Source organism: Armatimonas rosea, from assembly GCF_014202505.1.
In the GTDB taxonomy this organism is placed as follows: Bacteria; Armatimonadota; Armatimonadia; order Armatimonadales; family Armatimonadaceae; genus Armatimonas; species Armatimonas rosea.
In genome coordinates this window covers 1,465,824-1,483,122 of the sequence record NZ_JACHGW010000001.1, presented here as the reverse complement: position 1 = coordinate 1,483,122, position 17,299 = coordinate 1,465,824, and the positions used below count along the sequence as shown (strand labels likewise).

The following is a 17,299-nucleotide window of genomic DNA, read 5'->3' as shown; positions in this document are numbered from 1 at the left end:
ATCGCTCCTTTTTATTCCCCCGCCGGGCGGGGGCGAGGGGGCGAGGAGGCCAGCCAGGCATCGCGGAGTTCGTTGGCAAACTTCCAGCAGAGATCGCGGCTGGTGAAGACCACGAGGCCATCACCGGTCTTGGGATCGGCCCAGCACTGGCAGTAGTAGCCCTTGGCATTGCCTCCGCGGAAAAGGATGGCTCGCCCCCCAAAGTCCTCCATCCCAAAGGCACTCTTCTGTGTCCCCGGCTTGAGCTCCGTGAAGAACTCCGCGTACTTCGCGTCGAGAAACCTACTCTTCCCCGAGGCGATCTTGAGGATCTCCCCAAAGGCAAACGCGAACTCAGCGGGGTCGGCCCAGAGCCCGGAGGCGGCCAGCTCGGGGTAGGCACGCCCCCCACCCGGCCACGGCTTGCCGTCTTCGTCGTGGCCCACAGCAATTATCTCGCCCTGGGGAAAGGCCTCGTAGCGGCTACGAATCTCGGGGCCGAAGACGCTTGCCACGACCGTCTGCCAGGGCTGCCCGGTGACATCCTCAACCAGCTTCTGTAAGACCAGTAGCTCTTCCGCGGAGTTGCCAAACTTACTCCCGGGCAAGAAGTGGACGGTGGTTGGTGGGGTCAGGGCGGGAGCCTCGCCACGCAGGACTTGCTCAAGAGTCGGAAGCGCGGCACCCGCGGGGTAGCCGAGATACTTCTCCCAGGTAAAGCCACTGGTCCCCGAGAGCAGGTGTCGCAGGGTGACGGGCTGCTGCTGGGTAAACGCGTTCTCTGGGACTTTCCAGCTCTTGAGATACGTGTTGATGTCGGTGTCGAGCGCCAGCCGCCCCTCTTGCACAAGCCGCAGGGCTACCAGCGCAGCGATAGGCCGCCCCTGCGCTCCCGCCGGAAAGAGCGTCTTTGCGGTCGCGGTGCCGTAGTGCTCCACCGATGCAACCTCAAAGTTTTTTAGCCGCACGACTGTCGCCGCAGGGACTTTATGAAACGCCATGCGCTCCGCAACCGGCTCGGTCTTAGGCTTTGGCTCAGGAGCCTTGGGGGTGGGGTTCTTGGGCGCGATCCCCACCAGGGAGACACCGATCTCGACCGTGTCGGGAGCAAGGAGCGGCGAGAGCCCCGGCGCCACATCAAAGTCCGAGCGCTTGATCGCAAACCTCGTCTTCACCACCATCAGATCGCCCTCCGTACGGCCGTCGCGCTCTTTCGAGAGCCCTGGCAAGTAGCGCACGTCCAAGGGAATTGTCAGCGCCTTCGTGATCCCTTTGACCGTAAAATCCACCGCGACAGTCCCCTTAAAGCGCCCTTTCTCCACTTCTTTCCCGCTGACGATCTTCTTGAGCTTGCAGGTCAGAGTCGGGAATTTCTTGCCCTCCAGTGCATAGCCCTTTACCGAGTTGGCGTAGCCGGGGTTGCCGAACTGAATGCTCTCCACCGCCACACGAATCTCACCCGTGGTCTTCTCCGGGTGAGCCGGGTCAAAGCTCGCACTCCCGGTAATCCCACCCGCGATCCCCGTGACCGGCTCGATCGGGGCATCGACAGCAATCGTGACGGTGTTAGTTCCCTTGGGGTCGGCGAAGTCGAACGTGCGAACACCGGGGACGGTGAGGAGTGTCGTCGCGGCAAGAAGTAGTGGCATCATGGATCAAAATCCCTTTCTGCCCTCTACTGGCATACCGCGCGGTAAATCTTTCGCAGGTTTTGAAATATTTTTCCGTTTTTTATCGCCCCCGTTGGAGGGGGGCGTCTTACTATCCTCGTGCCTCGGACGCAAAGGCCTCCGGCCATATGGGCGCGTAGCGCCCTTCGTGTCGGAGCCTGCGACGACAGCAAGACGCCCCGGTTCATCGGGGCGGTCTACACAGGAGCGATCACTTCAGACGGGTGAGATCATCGGCGGCGTAGATGGCTTCCAGGCGTGCGGTGCTGCTACGGGACTCGAAGCGCACGAGGACCGCATCGCGGCCCTGGAAGCACAGACGCTCCTGCCCGGCAAAGCGAAGCCGCGCCTGCTCGCTCCAAAACCGCTGGCCTTCGTCGCTGTGCATCAGCAAGCCCGCCACGGCCACGAAGAAGGTCTGCCGGCACTGTGCACACTGCGACACAAAGCCCGGCGAGCCGCCCGGCCAGCCCCGCAGGACACTCGCCTGTGTGCCGCAGTGCACACAGAGTGCCACCCCACGCCGTAGCCCTTCGCTCAGATACGCCTGCCACCAGCCATTCACCCGGCGCAGCCCCACACGAAAGCCACTCGCGCCCGCCAAGACGCGCTCGGCGGGGAGCGGGGCGACCGTCGTTGCAAGCCCCGCCAGCGATAGCCGCGTCTTGTCACACTCGGGGCAGCGCAGGACAAAACGATCTCTCCTAAGGCACCCCTCCATCTTGTGGTTGCCACAGCGCAGGCAGTAGATCAAGGTCGGCTGCCAGCCCTCCGCAGCTTTTGGGGAGATCAGCCCATGCACCAGCGCCGCCTCGGGGAGCTCCCGCACCAACACACTCTCCAGAGCCTCACGCGCCCGCATCAGCCGCAGCGACGCCGCGTTCTCGGTGAGCCCTTCTTCCTCTGCCAGCGCCCACACCGGCTTCTCGTCCACGTAGCGTGCAGTAAGCAGCGTGCGGGTGGGAGTATCGAGCTGCGCAAATGCCGCCTCCAGCACACTCCCCCGCTCTCGAGAGAGCAGCTCGGTAAGCGGGTCGTCGCCGATCCCCATAAGGAGCTCGTCGTCGAGAGGGAGGCTCTGGCGCTGACGAACCCCGTTTTTACAGAGCATCCGGGCGATCCCAAAGACATAGGCTGCGGGGTCTTTGGTCTCGGGCTTGCGGAGCGCGATCAGAAGCGCTTCTTGGACGATATCCTCGGCCTGATCCGCACTTCCCAGCAAGCGCGTGCAGAAGCGAAGGAGCGGCGGGCGGAGCTCAGCAAGAGCGCGGTCGGAGAGTTGCAAGGCACCAGAAAAAACAAAAGCCCCGTGGGAAAGTTCCCACGGGGCAGTACCTTGCCGTTCCCCCGCGTGTGGGGGTCAGGGGGCCACTCTTACAGCGTGCGAGCCTTCTCGATCGCTTCTTCGATGGTTCCGACCATGTAGAAGGCCTGCTCGGGCAGGTCGTCGTGCTTGCCGGCCAGGATGGCGTCGAAGGAGCGCACGGCGTCCTCGCGGCTGACGTACTTTCCGGCGATTCCGGTGAAGGCCTCGCCGACGAAGAAGGGCTGGGCGAGGAACTTCTGGATCTTACGGGCACGAGCCACGGTGAGCTTGTCCTCGTCGGAGAGCTCGTCGATTCCGAGGATGGCGATGATGTCCTGGAGCTCTTTGTAGCGCTGCAGGATCGACTGGACACCACGGGCGACGCGGTAGTGCTCGGCTCCCACGATGGCAGGAGTCAGGGCGCGGCTGGTGGAGGCAAGCGGGTCCACGGCGGGGAAGATTCCCTGCGCGGCCAGGTTGCGCTCCAGAACCGTGGTCGCATCGAGGTGCGAGAACGCGGTGGCCGGAGCGGGGTCGGTGAGGTCGTCGGCGGGAACATAGATCGCCTGCACCGAGGTCACCGAGCCCTTGCGGGTGGAGGTAATGCGCTCTTGCAGGGCCCCCATCTCCTGGGCCAGGGTGGGCTGGTATCCCACAGCGGAGGGCATGCGTCCCAGAAGCGCGGACACTTCGGAGCCAGCCTGGGTGAAGCGGAAGATATTGTCCACGAAGAGGAGCACGTCGGCACCGTCGACATCGCGGAAGTACTCTGCCATGGTCAGCCCGGAGAGCGCGACACGGAGGCGTGCGCCCGGCGGCTCGTTCATCTGGCCGAACACCATCGCGGTCTTGTCGATAACGTGGGCCTTCTTGCCACTCGCATCGGTGAACTCGGCCTCGGACATCTCCAGCCAGAGGTCGTTTCCTTCACGAGTGCGCTCGCCAACTCCCGCAAACACCGACACGCCCGAGTGCTGGACGGCGATGTTTCGGATCAGCTCCTGCATGGTGACGGTCTTGCCAACCCCGGCTCCTCCGAAGAGGCCGATCTTTCCTCCCTTGAGGTAGGGGCAGAGCAGGTCCACAACCTTGATCCCGGTCTCGAGGATCTCGGGCGCGGTGGCCAGGTCCTCGAACGCGGGAGCGTTGCGGTGGATGGGCCAGTGCTCGGTGGCATTGGCCGGGCCACGCTCATCGATTGGGCGCCCCAGAAGATTGAAAACGCGTCCCAGAGTAGCCGGCCCCACGGGGACCGCGATGGCCTGACCAGTGTCGATTGCTTCCTGGCCGCGGACGAGCCCGTCGGTGGAGTCCATCGCCACTGCACGAACCACGTCGTTACCCAGATGCTGTGCCACTTCGACGATCAAATCCTCGGAGTTTTTGATCGGGATGCGGATTGCATTGAGAATTGAGGGAAGCTGGCCCGGTTCAAACGCGACGTCTACCACGGGGCCCTGGACCTGGACGATCTTGCCTGTTGCCATCGTATACCTTTATGTCTTGAGCGAAAAAATTTGAGTTTGTGAAAACCGGTACAGTTTACCCGCATCCCCCAAATGTTTCAAGCCCTGTGTCGTGGTTTACAGAAAACGCGGGCTCCACCGTACGGGGAAATCCGCATTGCCTACACCCTTAAGTTGCCCGTCCCGCGAGAGTCTCCCCTCCCTGCTCCTTACCAAGTCGATGTTTCTATCTTCTCTCCGTTTAGGATTCGCTCCAGTTTATCGGCCGTCTTGAGGGCGTAGGCACGGTTTTTCTCGCCAATATTTTCCTGTGCTGCCATCTGACGAATATCAGCGAGTGCTTCTCTATCTCGAAACGATGCCGTCACACGAACCGCCTCGGAGACAACTTTTTCATCGCTGACATAGGGAGCCATCATTGCTTTTAGTTTTGCGCGCTGCTCCGGTGTCACCTTTTTTTTGCCCACAAACGCCGCCGTCATCATTAGGGCCTTCCGTTTTTGATGTATCTCACTCTCAACAGGCGACTTCTTTTTTACAATGCCCACGGCCGTATCCACATCCGAGTCGGTAAGTGGAATTTGCTTCTTCATCTTACCCTCGATAGTCTGAACAAAAGCCATGTCTTTGGCATCCATAATGCCCGAATCAACATAGTCATCTGCAACAGTCACGTTCTTTTTTGCGCAACCAGTCAATGAGATCAAAACGAGGAGAGCCACAAATAGCTTATAGTTAATAACATTCATAAAAATCGATCTTCCTAATCAAAAACTCCCTCTCGTCAATAAGCTAACGAAAGGGAGTCATAGTAAGAGAATCTATTCTCAGTCTAATGTACAAGTACAGGTACTTGTCTTCAAGTGACAAACAGTATCACAGGTACTTTGCTCACAGGAGCGTGTGCTAGCGCTATACTTGCATGAACCTGTGATAATACAGGTAGGATCGTCAATACCAGCGGCACGGGCCGTTTTAAGCCCTACTTGAAACCAGACACCAACCGCAGTCAAGCTCAGAAGTACTATCGCAGTACGTCGTACAACACTATTCATAGTTTCACCTTGCAACCACTGCTGATTAGCTCGCCAATTGAACCGTGCCAAACATTCTCCCACTCCAAAGTGTGCCCTGCGGGCACGGAAACGTTATGGGGAGCTACATCTTCCCGAGGCTCAGCTTTAGTAATTTGGGAAGACTAGCCCTATTTTAGGTGTCCTCTTAGGTTTTGTCAAGGTGATGTAAAGAGCCCTCTCTGACCCGAGACAAGCAGGTACAATGAGGCACTATGCCCTCTACCCCTCTGCTGACCGGTGTCGGTCACCGTCCGGCGTTCCATGTGATGACCAAGCCTATCGGCCCCATCTGCAACCTAGACTGCCGCTACTGTTTTTATCTGGAAAAAGAGGACCTCTACCAGAGCGAGCGCAAGCAGCGGCCATCGTGGGCGATGCCCGAGGAAGTGCTGGAGAGCTACATCCAGCAGTACATCGCGAGCCAGAGTGTCCCCGAGATTAACTTCGCCTGGCAGGGCGGCGAGCCGACTCTCCTGGGCGTGCGGTTCTTTGAGCGGGTGGTCGAGCTACAGAAAAAATACGCCGACGGCAAGACCATCCACAATGCCTTCCAGACCAATGGGACCCTGCTCAACGATGCCTGGGGTGAGTTTCTGGCAAAAAATAACTTCCTGATCGGGCTCTCGGTGGACGGCCCGGCGCACCTGCACGATGCCTACCGGGTGGACAAGCAAGGCCGCCCAACCTTTGATCGGGTGATGGCGGGGATGGCGGTGCTCAAGAAACACGGGGTGGAGTTCAACACGCTCACCGTGGTCAACCGCAAGAACTCCCAGGAGCCACTGGCGGTCTATAAGTTCCTGCGCGAGGTCGGCTCGGGGTTTATCCAGTTTATTCCCCTGGTCGAGCGCAACCCGGTCGCGCCGATTGAGACGGAAAACGGCCTGATCCAGCTCTCGCTCGCCACCCCCGCGCAGCCCGGCCAGCCACGCTCGCCTGTGACCGACTGGTCGGTGCGCTCCGAGGACTACGGGACCTTCCTGAGCGTCATCTTCGACGAGTGGGTGCGCCGTGATATCGGCAAGACCTTTGTCCAGATGTTCGATGTGGCGCTGGGAAACTGGGCGGGAGCGGGCCCCAGCCTGTGTGTCTTTGCGGAGACCTGTGGCGCGGCGCTGGCGCTGGAGCACAACGGCGATCTCTATGCCTGCGATCACTATGTCTATCCCGACTACAAGCTTGGGAACTTAATGGAGACGCCGCTCGCTGATCTAGTCAACAGCGAGACGATGGTCAAGTTCGGCAACGACAAGCGGGATCTGCTGCCCAAGTACTGCCGGGAGTGCGATGTGCGCTTTGCCTGCCACGGGGAGTGCCCCAAGCACCGTTTTCTGAAAGCGCCCGATGGCGAGTGGGGCCTGAACTACCTCTGCGCGGGGTACCTGAAGTTCTTCCACCATGTCGATCCGTACATGAAGACCATGACCGCCCTGCTCCGGTCGGGCCGCGCCCCCGCCGAGCTGATGGGAATGCTGCTCCAGCGCGAGACCGCGGCGGCGGCGAAGAAGACACCGGGCAGGAACGACGCCTGCCCCTGTGGAAGCGGTAAAAAGTATAAAGTGTGCTGCCTGCACAAAAAATAAAACGAATTAAGCTTGGACGGTAAACGTCCGGCTCTTGGGCCTTCGGCCGCCTCCTCGTGCCTCGTCGGTAAAATCTGAGCGAAGCGAACGGCGGAGGCACGACGCCCCATAGAGGGACGTTTACCGTCCAGACATAAAAACATGAACCGAAAAAATCACATCGTGCTGGCTGCCTTGCCCTTAGCCGCCCTAGTCGGACTAGGCGCGGCGGCGCGTCCGCAACAAAAGACAACGAAGGCCACACAAAGCACCGCTGGATTTGAGCGCGATGTCGCCCCGCTGGTGGCAAAATACTGCGTCCCCTGCCATAAGGCCCCCAACGGCACGGCGGGTGTTAGCTTGAACCTAGAGAAGACCTTCCAAGCGGCGCTGAAGAACCGTGCGGTCTGGGACAAAGTCGGGCCGGCTGTCTTGGAGAACCGGATGCCGCCTGCTGACATGCCCCAGCCCACGGCGGCGGAGCGCGAGCGGATTGGGCACACGCTAGAGAGCCTGTTCTCGCAGGTGGACTGCCAGCTCAACGACCCGGGGCGCGTGACGATGCGCCGCCTGAATCGGGCCGAGTACAACAACACGATCCGCGACCTGCTCGGGGTGACCCTACGGCCCGCCGATGAGTTCCCCAACGACGATGTGGGCTATGGCTTCGACAATATCGGCGATGTGCTCTCGATCTCCCCTCTCTTGATGGAGAAGTACCTCAGCGCCGCGGAGAAAGTCGCGGAGGAGGCGGTTGTCCCACCCGGCGCGGGTGCCAAGCCCATCCGTGTGACCGCACGCCAGCTCGCAGGCCTTGGGGGTGGCGGGGGTGGCTCCAGCGAGGGCTTCGAGCTGGGGCGGACGGGCGACACGGCCACCGCGAGCTTTGATTTTCCGGTCGCCGGCACCTACACGCTCCGTATCGAGGCCTACGAGCAGCACGCCGAGCCCCGCGCGACCCTGATGGGTGTGGCACTCGATGGCAAGCAAGTTCAAGTCATTGAGGTTCCCGCGACCGTGCAGAAGCCGCAGCTCTCCGCCTTTACACTCACGATTGACCAGCCGGGCAAGCACAAAATCTCCGCGACCTTCCTCAACAACAACGATCGCGACCCGCAGGACCTGCCGTTTCGCCGCAAGCAGCAAGACCGCAACCTCTACATCAACTACATCGAGCTCCAGCCGCCGGCCAGTGTCAAGCGGGGCCTGAGCTTCGCCCTCCCGACCAACGACACCGATGCCGCCTGGGACGCCGCCGCGCACGCTGTGCTCGATCCTCTGGCCAAGCGCGCGTTCCGCCGCCCGCCCACCCTGCAAGAGAAGAACAAGCTGGTCGCGCTGACCCACCTAGCGCGGGAGGCGAAAAAGCGCGACGAGTTCCCCGAGGGCATCCAGCTCGCGGTCCGCGCGATCTTATCGTCGCCGAGCTTCCTCTTCCGCCCGGAGCCGGATGCCAAGCCCGACGATCCCACGGCCCGTCGGCTCCTCAACGACTACGAGCTGGCGACACGGCTCTCCTATTTTCTCTGGTCGAGCATGCCCGACGATGAGCTGCTGCGGGTCGCCGACTCCGGCAAGCTCAAAGACCCCGCGGTGCTCGTGGCCCAGGCCCGGCGCATGATGCGCGATCCCAAGGCCGCCGCGCTCGCCGAGAACTTCGCGGGCCAGTGGCTCCAGCTACGCAAGCTCGCCGCCGCCCAGCCCGGCGACCCCGCCTTCAGCCCCGCTCTACGCAACGCCATGGAGACCGAGACCCTGCGCTTCTTTACCGGAGTCGTGCAGGAAGATAGGAGCGTCCTGGAGTTCCTCGACGCCGACTACTCCTATGTCAACGCGCCGCTCGCCAAGTTCTACGGCCTCCCCGAGATTACGGGCGAGGGCTTCCAGCGCGTGAAGCTCCCTGCCGGCCAGCGGGGCGGCATCCTCTCGATGGCCTCGGTGCTGACCCTGACCAGCAACCCCAGCCGGACCTCGCCGGTCAAGCGTGGCAAGTGGGTACTGGACAACCTGCTAGGCACACCGCCGCCACCGCCGCCGCCCAATGTCCCGCTCCTGGAGGCACAGAAAGGCGCGATCACGGCTGAGACTCTCCGCAAGCGCTTGGAGATCCACCGCACCAACCCCGCCTGCGCCAACTGCCACACGCAGATGGACGCGATTGGCCTCGCGCTGGAGAACTACGACCTCGTGGGCCGCTGGCGCACCGACGATGGCGGCAAGCCGATCGACACCGCAGGAGTCCTCCCCGATGGCAGCAAGTTCAGCGGGCCGTCGGAGCTCAAGAAAGTGCTCCTGAAGAAGAAGACCCAGTTCACCCACACTTTAACGGATCGCCTCCTCACCTACGCCCTCGGGCGCGGCGTGGAGCGCACCGACAAGTGCAACCTTGACAGCATGACAAAATCGGTAGAGAATAAAGGCTACAAGTTCTCCGCGATAGTCGAAGCCGTCGTGACCAGTGTCCCCTTCCGTGAGCGGCGCGGGGACGAGTCCGGCAAGAAGAGTGCTGGGCATTGAAATACCCAGCTGGCACTCTTGTGGAGCGTCCCGAGGACGCGAGCAAGTAGGCCCCTGAAACTCGAGGCGTCCCCGGGACGCGATTGGTTTGGAGACGGGTATTTCAATGCCCGGCGAAAGGCGAAACCGTTATGAGTAACGATGCATTGATCTCGCGACGACTGCTCCTGCGGGGGGCGGGCACAGCCATGGCGCTGCCCTTTCTGGAGGCGATGCTCCCTCAGAGTGCGCTGGCACAGAGCGGCAAGGGAAGTGCGCCGGTGCGCATGGCGTTTCTCTTCGTGCCCAATGGCATCAACATGAAGCACTGGACTCCCGAGTACGAGGGCGCGCTCACGGCACTTCCCTCGACCCTGGAGCCGCTGGCGGCCTTTAAAAACTCGATCAATGTGCTCACGGGCCTCTCGCAGTACGGTGCCGAGGCGCAACTCGATGGCGCGGGCGACCATGCACGCTCCGCGGCGGCGTGGCTGACCGGCTGCCACCCGCGCAAGACCGATGGAGCCAATATCAAAGCGGGTATCTCCGCCGACCAGCTCGCGGCCCTCAAGCGCGGCCACCAGACCCTCTTCCCGAGCCTGGAGCTCGGCTGTGAGCGCGGCTCGATGGCGGGCAACTGCGACTCGGGCTACTCCTGCGCCTACTCCCACACGATCTCCTGGCGCTCCGACACCACACCCGTTGCCAAAGAAGATAGCCCGCGCTTGGTCTTCGAGCGGCTCTTTAAAGTCGAGAATGTCAATGAGTCTGCGGCGGCGCGGGCCAAGCGCCAGCGCTACAACCAGAGCATCTTGGACTTTGTCAAGGACGATGCGACGAGCCTGCAGAAAAAGCTCGGGGCGCACGACCGGCAGAAGCTCGACGAGTACTTTACCGGGATTCGTGAGATCGAGCGCCGGATTGAGTTCTTGGAGAAGGCCAGCAAGGCCACGGGCGCGACCGCAGAGAACTTCCAGCAGCGCTTCCCCACGCCAGGCCAGGGCGCTCTAGACTACCCCCAGCAGATTCAGCTCCTGGGCGACATGATGGTACTGGCGTTCCAGGCCGATATCACCCGCATCTCGACCTTCATGCTCGCCGACGAGGGCTCGGGGCGAGCGTACCGCAATATCGGGATCAACGAGGGCCACCACGACCTCTCGCACCACGGCCGCGACTCGGACAAGCTGGAGAAGCTCCGCAAGATCAACCAGTACCACACCGAGCAGCTGGCCTACATCCTCAATAAAATGCAGAGCATCAAAGAGGGCGATAAGACGCTTCTGGACAACACGATGCTTCTCTACGGCGCGGGGATCAGCGACGGTGACCGGCACAACCACAACGATCTCCCGCTCCTGCTCTGTGGCAAGGGTGGCGGGGCGATCAAGACCGGCCGCCACGTCCGCTACGCCGACAAGACCCCGATGAGCAACCTGCTGATCACGATGCTGGATCGCTTCGGAGTCCCCGGCGAGACCCTCGGCGACTCCACCGGAAAGCTACAGCAGCTCTTCTAAAAACAAAAAAACCGCGGTCCGGAGCGCTCCGGACCGCGGTTTTTTTACGGCCTACAGCTTGGCGTCGATCAGGCCGGTGATCCCCACTCCTGCGACACGCTTCAGGGAGTCTAGGTTCTTGACCTCGCGGCTCTCAATGGGAATGAGGCCCTTGACACGGATCTGCAGCCCAAGGCGCGCATCCCCCTCGATCTGGGCGATGGCGCGGACTTTATCCACCTGGGCCTTGGGACCGGTGATCTGCGCCGCTCCGGCGTAGGTGCCCTTGCCCAGCGAGAGGATCGGCACCACACGGGTCTCCGCTGTCCGAGGCGGGTTGCCCACGAGCTTGTCCACAAAGTTGTTGATATCGCCGCCGAATTTGTCGATCGCGACAATGATCGCCCCCCCCTTGAGCAGGCTGTCGAGCTGTGCGCTCGCGCTCCGGGCAACCACCAAGCCACTCAGCATCCCCACGGCAAAGACCGCAGCAGTAACACGTTTCATCTTTCTTTCTCCTTCATCCAAGCATTTGAAATGCCACTCTCTATTCTAACGTCAAAAACGAGAAAGGCGCGACGGGATACCCGCCGCGCCTTGTCCCCATCTGCTCCGTACTCTTCGTTGAGAGCCGTAGGACCTCCCAGTAAACAGCCGCCCGCTTCGGAGGCTGACCCAGGGTCACTACGTGATGGACTCAGTCATTATACCTCGGCATTTACAAATTTGTTCCTTAGTGGGATTTTCCACAAACGACACGATCTCGGGCAATGGGCAGCAGATTCGGGATCGGCTCCCCCGTCCGCAGACTCACCAGCCCTGCCTTCGCAAGCTGGACAATGTAGGCTTTCCGTGGCCCCGACGAGACATTCACCCCGCTCTTGTGCATCAGCAGCGACCAGAAGGCGACAATGGAGCCCGCGGGCACGGGCACCGGAATTCCCTGGTCGGGGTGGTCGAGCGCGTGGCAAGCGAGGCCAATCGGGGTCTGCTTGTGGGGAACCAGGCCGTTTTTGTGCGAGCCGGGCCGCACCCAGACACAGCCATTCTCCACCGTGGCATCGTTGAGTGCGATCCAGAGCGTGAGATAGGGCGACGGGCTAACGGGGGTGTAGCCATCGTCCTGGTGCCACGGAAACTGCTTCTCCCCTTCAGGCAGCTTAAAGACCGCCTGGTTCCAGTAGAGATCGACGTCACGGCCAAGAAATGTCGTTCCCAGTGCGACAATCGCCGGGTGGCGGCAGAAGGCCAGAAGCTCCGGATCGTTCTCTGCCAGGTGCGACGTAAAAGTGATCTCGCTTGCGCGGGAGATGCCCTCGACTCCCCCCTTGGCCGCAATCGCCGCCTCATGCCGCTTTTGGTAGCTCTCGATACGCTCCGTCACGCTCGCCAGAAGCTCCGGCGGAAAGACCTCCTCAAAGACCAGAAAGCCTTCGTTGTGCATCGGTACACTCTGCTCCAAATCCAAGCTCCATGACTCCATCATTTATTTTCCTTGCTGGGCAACCCAGCGGTCGATGAGCTGGCGGGAGAGGGCATACGAAGGCGGGAGCTCGGGGAGGGCGGTGTGGTGGAACCAGGCGGCGTGGGAGAGCTCGGTGGGGTCGGGGGTGATGGTGCCGGACTCGTAGCGGCAGACAAAGCCGACCATGAGCTGGTGGGGGAACGGCCAAGGCTGGCTGCCGTCGTAGGTGCACTCCCCCACCGTGACCTGCACTTCCTCGACCGTCTCGCGGCGGCAGCAGTCCTCCAGCGACTCGCCGGGCTCGACAAAGCCCGCGAGTATGGAGTAGCGCTTGCCCCAGCCCTCTTTCTGGGCCAGCAGGATATTGCCCGCGCCGTCGTGGACCAGGATCAGCACCGCGGGGGTCGCAGGCGGGTAGTGGGAGAAGCCGCAGGCAGCGCACTTCTGGTTCCAGCCATCGTCGTTGTGGGTCGGGCCGCCGCACGCCGGGCAAAAGCGGGCGTTTTTCTGCCAGCGGATCAGCTGCGATGCATAGCCCGCAACCGTCACTTCGTCGTCGCTCATGTGCCCAAAGAGCGAGCGCAGACCCAGCCGCTTGATGTCTTCTGGCTCCACGGCATCGTCATCGGCGGTGGATGGCTGCGTGTAGGCGAGGCAGGGCAAACCGTCGAGCGTGCCGACAAAGAGCGCCCCCTCGGGAGCGGTCTCAGCACGGAGCAGGCGCGCCCCGTGGCGGTCATGGTGGACCAGCAGCTCACCGTCGGCGACAAACGGAAGCAAGAGAGAGGGACCCGAAGGGGGAGAGGCGGGCTTGCCGCCGGGATAGGCGCGGACGAACATAGGCTATGGTACCATTGAGAGCATGAGTAAAGCCGCTTCTGCCGACGACTTGCCTGCCCCCCTCGGAGCCGAGCAGGCCACGATCTATCTCTTCTTTCGCCCGGATAGCTCCATGGAGCGTAGCTTCTTCACCGACCTGCAGAAGCTCACGACCGGCCACCCGGTGACCCTTCGGGGAGTCGAGGTCAAGAGCACCGACGAGCCCCTGGCCAAGAAATTTGCCGTGACCGAGACCCCCTTGGCGCTGGTCTACGACCGCCGGGGCCGCCAGACCGGCAAGGCGACCAATACCGATGAGATCGTCAAGCTGGCGATGCAGGCGAGCGATGTGGGCCGGATCGACTGGGCCATGCCGGGATCGCCGCAGGCCGATGAGATCCAGAAGCGCATGGGCCTCAGCGATGTGCGCCGCCTCCCGGGGATCATGCGAGCCATGAGCTTCCGCCCCGAGGCGATGCTAGGGATGATCAGCATGGCCAACCTCATGCACTTCAAAGACGGCGAGCTCAAGGTGCGGACCAAGGAGATGATCGCCACCTATGTCTCGTCGCTCAACCAGTGTAAGTTCTGTCTGAGTAGCCACGCGGGCTTTCTCTCCAAGGCCGGCCAGGACGGCAAGGATATCGATGCGCTCTGGCTCCGTGATCCCAAGAAGGCGATCGGGCTGGCTCCCAAGGATGTCGCCCTGCTGGAGTATGTCAAGCGCCTGACCGAGGAGCCCTGGAAGATCACCGACAGCGATATCGAGAGCCTCCGTAAAGCCGGCTGGACCGACCCCGAGCTCTACGAGGCGACCTTCGATGCCGCCCTCTTCGCCTTCTTCAACCGCATGGCCAACGCCTACGGCCTCGACTACGCCGCCAGCGGCTGGCCGCGCCCCGCAGGAGCAAAGTACTAAGATGCAACCGCCTGTCTCTCCCGTCTCCACCGGAGCCGAGATTGTCTTCACGAACCATCTGGTCCCTGAGCAACCGACGGTCTTTTTCTTCTACCGCCCCGGGAGCATGATGGAGCAGCAGCTCTTCGACGGCGTCAGGGCCCAGCTCAAAGACAGCGCCATCGGGCTCAAGGCCATTCACCTGACCACGGGCGACGAGCCTATCGCCAAGAAGAACGAGATCACGACCACCCCCAGCGCCCTGATCTACGACCGCCGTGGCCGGCTGACCGGCAAGGCGACCGGGCCGCAGGAGCTGATGGCACTCATCAATAAGGCCAACAGTGTCGCCCGGATCGACTGGGTCATGGAGGACACCGACCCGCGCTTTGTGGCGCTTCAGAAGCTGATGCCCTTTAAGACTGTCCGGCAGATTCCGGGGATCATGCGGACGATGAGCCCCAAGCCGGAGGCGATGGCCTTGGTGCAGGAGCTCGTGGGCATGATGCACTTCAGCGACGGTGCCCTTACCCGGCGCCAGAAAGAGCTGGTCGCGACCTACGTGTCTGGGCTGAACCGGTGTAAGTACTGAGTGTCCAGCCATGGTGGATTCCTGCGGTCGCAGGGACAAGAGCTCAGTGATGTAGATGCGGTCGGTATGGCCGAGCCCGAGAAAGCCAAGGGGCTGGCGCCCAAGGAGCGCGAGCTGCTCAAGTTTGTCAAGCGCCTGACCCTGGAGCCTGCCAAGGTCAGCGATCCCGATGTGGAAGCGCTCCGCAAGGCAGGCTGGAACGACGATCAGATCTTCGAGGCGGCCTTCGACACGGCGCTATTTGCCTTCTTCAACCGCATGGCCGATGCCTTCGGCCTCGGCTACGATCCCCGCGGCTGGGTGCCACCGACGAAGTAGATTGCTTGCCATCTCTCCGCCTCGCTAGGGCTCGCCACCTCTCTTCCCCTGTTGCTCGTACCTCGCAGGAAGAGAGGCTGGCCTATCATGGTAGGCTTTCCGGGTGCCCCTCTTCCCAGTGAGGAACGAACGGCGAGGGGAAGAGGGGAAGCGCTCTAAGGCGCGGGGAGATGGCCCTCTCAACCATCCAGCGCCAAACAGGGCAGAGCGATCAAGAGGCGTTTGCCGTCGCGGAGGACGGTGAGGGTGACGCTCTGCCCGACCTCTTTGTTCATGCGGAGCCAGGTGTGGAACTGCGAGGCGCTCATTTGTGGGAGTGTTTTGTTGTCCACGGCGACAATGATATCCCCCACTCTTAGGTCGCCTTGCGAGGCGCGCCAGCGCTCGCCGGTGAAAAGAAACGTGACCTTGAGCGCGAGGGTCTTGCTACCAGAGGCGGGCTCTTCCCAGAAGCCAAAGAGCGGCGGCACTAAGCCCTGCGACGGGCGGGAGGAGATGTCGTAGGTGCGCCAGTTCTTGGGGAGCGTGAGACGCTTGCCATTGAGCGAGAGCGTGCGGGTGGCGGCGGGCAGGGCATCTAGCGCGTAGGAGAGATCGGCGGCGCTGTAGAGACTTTTATCGTTGAGCCGTGCGAGGCGCTCCCCGACATGCAGGCCCGCTTTCTGCGCGGGGGAGCCCGGAGCGAGCGCCAGAACCTGGTTGTCGTCGCCGAGGGTCAGGCCCAGCACGGAGGGCGGCGGATAGCGGTAGAGCGAGAGTTTCTGGAATGTCTTAGCGGCGAGCTGCTCCGTGATCGCGGCATCCTGGGCGTAGTGGCAGTGGTAGCAGGCCTCGGCGGCGCGAGGCGTGCGGGCAAAGCGTGGGTAGCGCTGGGCGATTGTCTGGCCTGGACGAGCGGGTGGGATTTCTTTGGGCCAGGGAATTGCTTGGACGCGTGTCAGAAACGCGACCAGCGAGGCGACCGAGCCCTGGTCGCGGCCGCCCCAGCGGGCGAGAGTCGTGCCCAAGGGAGTTAGCACGAGCCCCATGAGCTGCTGCTCGTAGTCAAAGGGAAAGAGGCTCAGGTCGATCCCCTTGAGGCTGCTGTAGTGGACCGAGAGAAAGCGCTCGGTGAGCAGGTGGGCCAGCGCGGGGCTCTCGGCACGCAGGATCGGGGCGGCGCGCTTCTCTTTGGGGCAGGCAAAGAGCACAAAGAGCGGCCGGTGCAGCGCCCTCGCCTCGACAAAGACCGCATCTTTCTCTGTGCGCCAGCTTACTTGCTTCATGCGAGCACGGAGGCGACTTGGGCGTCCCAGGCCGCGCCATCGGCGACTAGCGCGGGGCGCTTGCCAGGCTCAAAGCCACTGCGCGCCTCGCCATTTTGATCCGTGTTGAGGAAGTGTAGGGCGACTCCCGCGCGCTCGTGGTCGGTCGTGTTGGCACCGGTCGCGTGGGGCGTGCCGTAGCAGAAAAAGATCACTCCCCCCGCCTTTATCTCCACAGGAAGGGCCTTGGTTTCGTCGGGCCAGCACCGGATGTGGTGGTCGGAGAAGCCATCGCGCTCGTGGGGAAGCGGCTCGGCGAAGGCGCGGGGGATGACTTGAAGCGTGCCGTTCGCAAGAGTCGCATCGTGGACGGCGGTCCAGAGCGCGGTCCCCTTGAGCGGATCGGGGATCTGGAAGTAGGCATTGTCCTGGTGCCAGTTGGTCCCCGTCCCGTGCTTGCCCGGCTTGAGAAAGACCTGATCCAGGTGCAAGAGTGCGGGAGCGCCGATCAGCGCCTCGATCGCCGCGACCACCTTGGGAGCAAAGGGCATCGCCTTGAACAGCGCGGAGTGCGGCCACATCGGGCAGAGCTGGAGATTGACCTTCGTGGTCGAGTGTGTCTTGCCGTCGCCGTCGGTGGCGACATTGCGAAGCTTGCCCTCGGCCTTGAGGCGCTCCAGCTCGGTGCGCATCGCCGCGACCTCCGGTGCGCTCCAGAAATCCTCGACCGTGAGCCAGCCCTTGGCGCGGAAAAAGGCGACCTGTGTCTTGCTAAGTTCCATGCTCTCCAGCATACCCCAGAGGCCCACGCGCGGCTCCTTGAGAAATACTTCAGAAATTGCTTGACAAAAATATGTCGCCATATTATACTATGGCGACATACAAAACACTGCCGTTTAACTATTCTAT

15 protein-coding genes are annotated in these 17,299 nt (G+C 62.1%); 6 read left to right on the top strand and 9 right to left on the bottom strand.

The features are described 5' to 3' along the window. Positions 1-11: 11 nt before the first annotated feature. From HNQ39_RS06855 to HNQ39_RS06840, 4 genes are all read right to left on the bottom strand, one after another. Positions 12-1,631, bottom strand: coding sequence for a serine hydrolase (locus HNQ39_RS06855; protein ID WP_184193199.1), 1,620 nt, complete (start codon positions 1,629-1,631; stop codon positions 12-14). A 229-nt stretch (positions 1,632-1,860) separates the two neighbouring features. Continuing rightward, complete coding sequence (locus HNQ39_RS06850) at positions 1,861-2,934, bottom strand: RNA polymerase sigma factor (RefSeq protein ID WP_184193198.1); 1,074 nt, start codon at positions 2,932-2,934, stop codon at positions 1,861-1,863. A gap of 89 nt (positions 2,935-3,023) precedes the next feature. Beyond that, positions 3,024-4,442 (bottom strand): F0F1 ATP synthase subunit beta, encoded by a 1,419-nt coding sequence (atpD, locus tag HNQ39_RS06845; protein WP_184193197.1) that lies wholly within the window; start codon positions 4,440-4,442, stop codon positions 3,024-3,026. Between the two features lie 188 nt (positions 4,443-4,630). Further along, positions 4,631-5,170: a hypothetical protein gene (locus tag HNQ39_RS06840; protein ID WP_184193196.1), complete on the bottom strand. Its 540-nt coding sequence runs from the start codon at positions 5,168-5,170 to the stop codon at positions 4,631-4,633. 539 nt (positions 5,171-5,709) lie between these two features. On the opposite strand from HNQ39_RS06840, the gene HNQ39_RS06835 reads away from it, so the two are divergent. The 3 genes from HNQ39_RS06835 to HNQ39_RS06825 all read left to right on the top strand — a co-directional run bounded on the left by HNQ39_RS06835 (position 5,710) and on the right by HNQ39_RS06825 (position 11,075). Next, positions 5,710-7,080, top strand: a complete 1,371-nt coding sequence (locus tag HNQ39_RS06835) for an anaerobic sulfatase maturase (RefSeq protein ID WP_184193195.1) — start codon at positions 5,710-5,712, stop codon at positions 7,078-7,080. Between the two features lie 141 nt (positions 7,081-7,221). Beyond that, on the top strand, positions 7,222-9,576 hold the full coding sequence (locus tag HNQ39_RS06830; protein ID WP_184193194.1) for a DUF1592 domain-containing protein: 2,355 nt from the start codon (positions 7,222-7,224) through the stop codon (positions 9,574-9,576). 131 nt (positions 9,577-9,707) lie between these two features. Beyond that, entirely contained in the window at positions 9,708-11,075 is a 1,368-nt protein-coding gene (locus tag HNQ39_RS06825) for a DUF1552 domain-containing protein (RefSeq protein ID WP_184193193.1), read from the top strand. A 51-nt stretch (positions 11,076-11,126) separates the two neighbouring features. Here the strand turns inward: HNQ39_RS06825 and HNQ39_RS06820 are convergent, their stop codons facing one another. The 3 genes from HNQ39_RS06820 to nudC form a co-directional block, all read right to left on the bottom strand. Further along, on the bottom strand, positions 11,127-11,561 hold the full coding sequence (locus HNQ39_RS06820; RefSeq protein ID WP_184193192.1) for a hypothetical protein: 435 nt from the start codon (positions 11,559-11,561) through the stop codon (positions 11,127-11,129). 226 nt (positions 11,562-11,787) lie between these two features. Then, positions 11,788-12,540, bottom strand: a complete 753-nt coding sequence (locus tag HNQ39_RS06815; protein WP_184193191.1) for a phytanoyl-CoA dioxygenase family protein — start codon at positions 12,538-12,540, stop codon at positions 11,788-11,790. Next, positions 12,541-13,359 carry an NAD(+) diphosphatase gene (gene nudC, locus HNQ39_RS06810; RefSeq protein ID WP_184193190.1) on the bottom strand — a complete coding sequence of 273 codons (819 nt, stop codon included), beginning with the start codon at positions 13,357-13,359 and terminating at the stop codon, positions 12,541-12,543. 22 nt (positions 13,360-13,381) lie between these two features. Here nudC and HNQ39_RS06805 point away from each other — a divergent pair, with 22 nt between their 5' ends. The 3 genes from HNQ39_RS06805 to HNQ39_RS06795 are packed head-to-tail and all read left to right on the top strand — an operon-like array spanning position 13,382 to position 15,146. After that, positions 13,382-14,257, top strand: a complete 876-nt coding sequence (locus HNQ39_RS06805) for a carboxymuconolactone decarboxylase family protein (RefSeq protein WP_184193189.1) — start codon at positions 13,382-13,384, stop codon at positions 14,255-14,257. Between the two features lies 1 nt (position 14,258). Next, entirely contained in the window at positions 14,259-14,828 is a 570-nt protein-coding gene (locus HNQ39_RS06800; RefSeq protein ID WP_184193188.1) for a carboxymuconolactone decarboxylase family protein, read from the top strand. Continuing rightward, positions 14,829-15,146, top strand: coding sequence for a carboxymuconolactone decarboxylase family protein (locus HNQ39_RS06795; protein WP_184193187.1), 318 nt, complete (start codon positions 14,829-14,831; stop codon positions 15,144-15,146). 179 nt (positions 15,147-15,325) lie between these two features. Here HNQ39_RS06795 and HNQ39_RS06790 read toward each other — a convergent pair whose 3' ends face one another. Both HNQ39_RS06790 and HNQ39_RS06785 read right to left on the bottom strand, forming a co-directional pair. Beyond that, complete coding sequence (locus HNQ39_RS06790) at positions 15,326-16,411, bottom strand: PDZ domain-containing protein (protein WP_184193186.1); 1,086 nt, start codon at positions 16,409-16,411, stop codon at positions 15,326-15,328. After that, positions 16,408-17,172, bottom strand: a complete 765-nt coding sequence (locus tag HNQ39_RS06785; RefSeq protein ID WP_184193185.1) for a phytanoyl-CoA dioxygenase family protein — start codon at positions 17,170-17,172, stop codon at positions 16,408-16,410. Before HNQ39_RS06785 ends, HNQ39_RS06790 begins: the two co-directional genes overlap by 4 nt. Positions 17,173-17,299 lie beyond the last annotated feature (127 nt).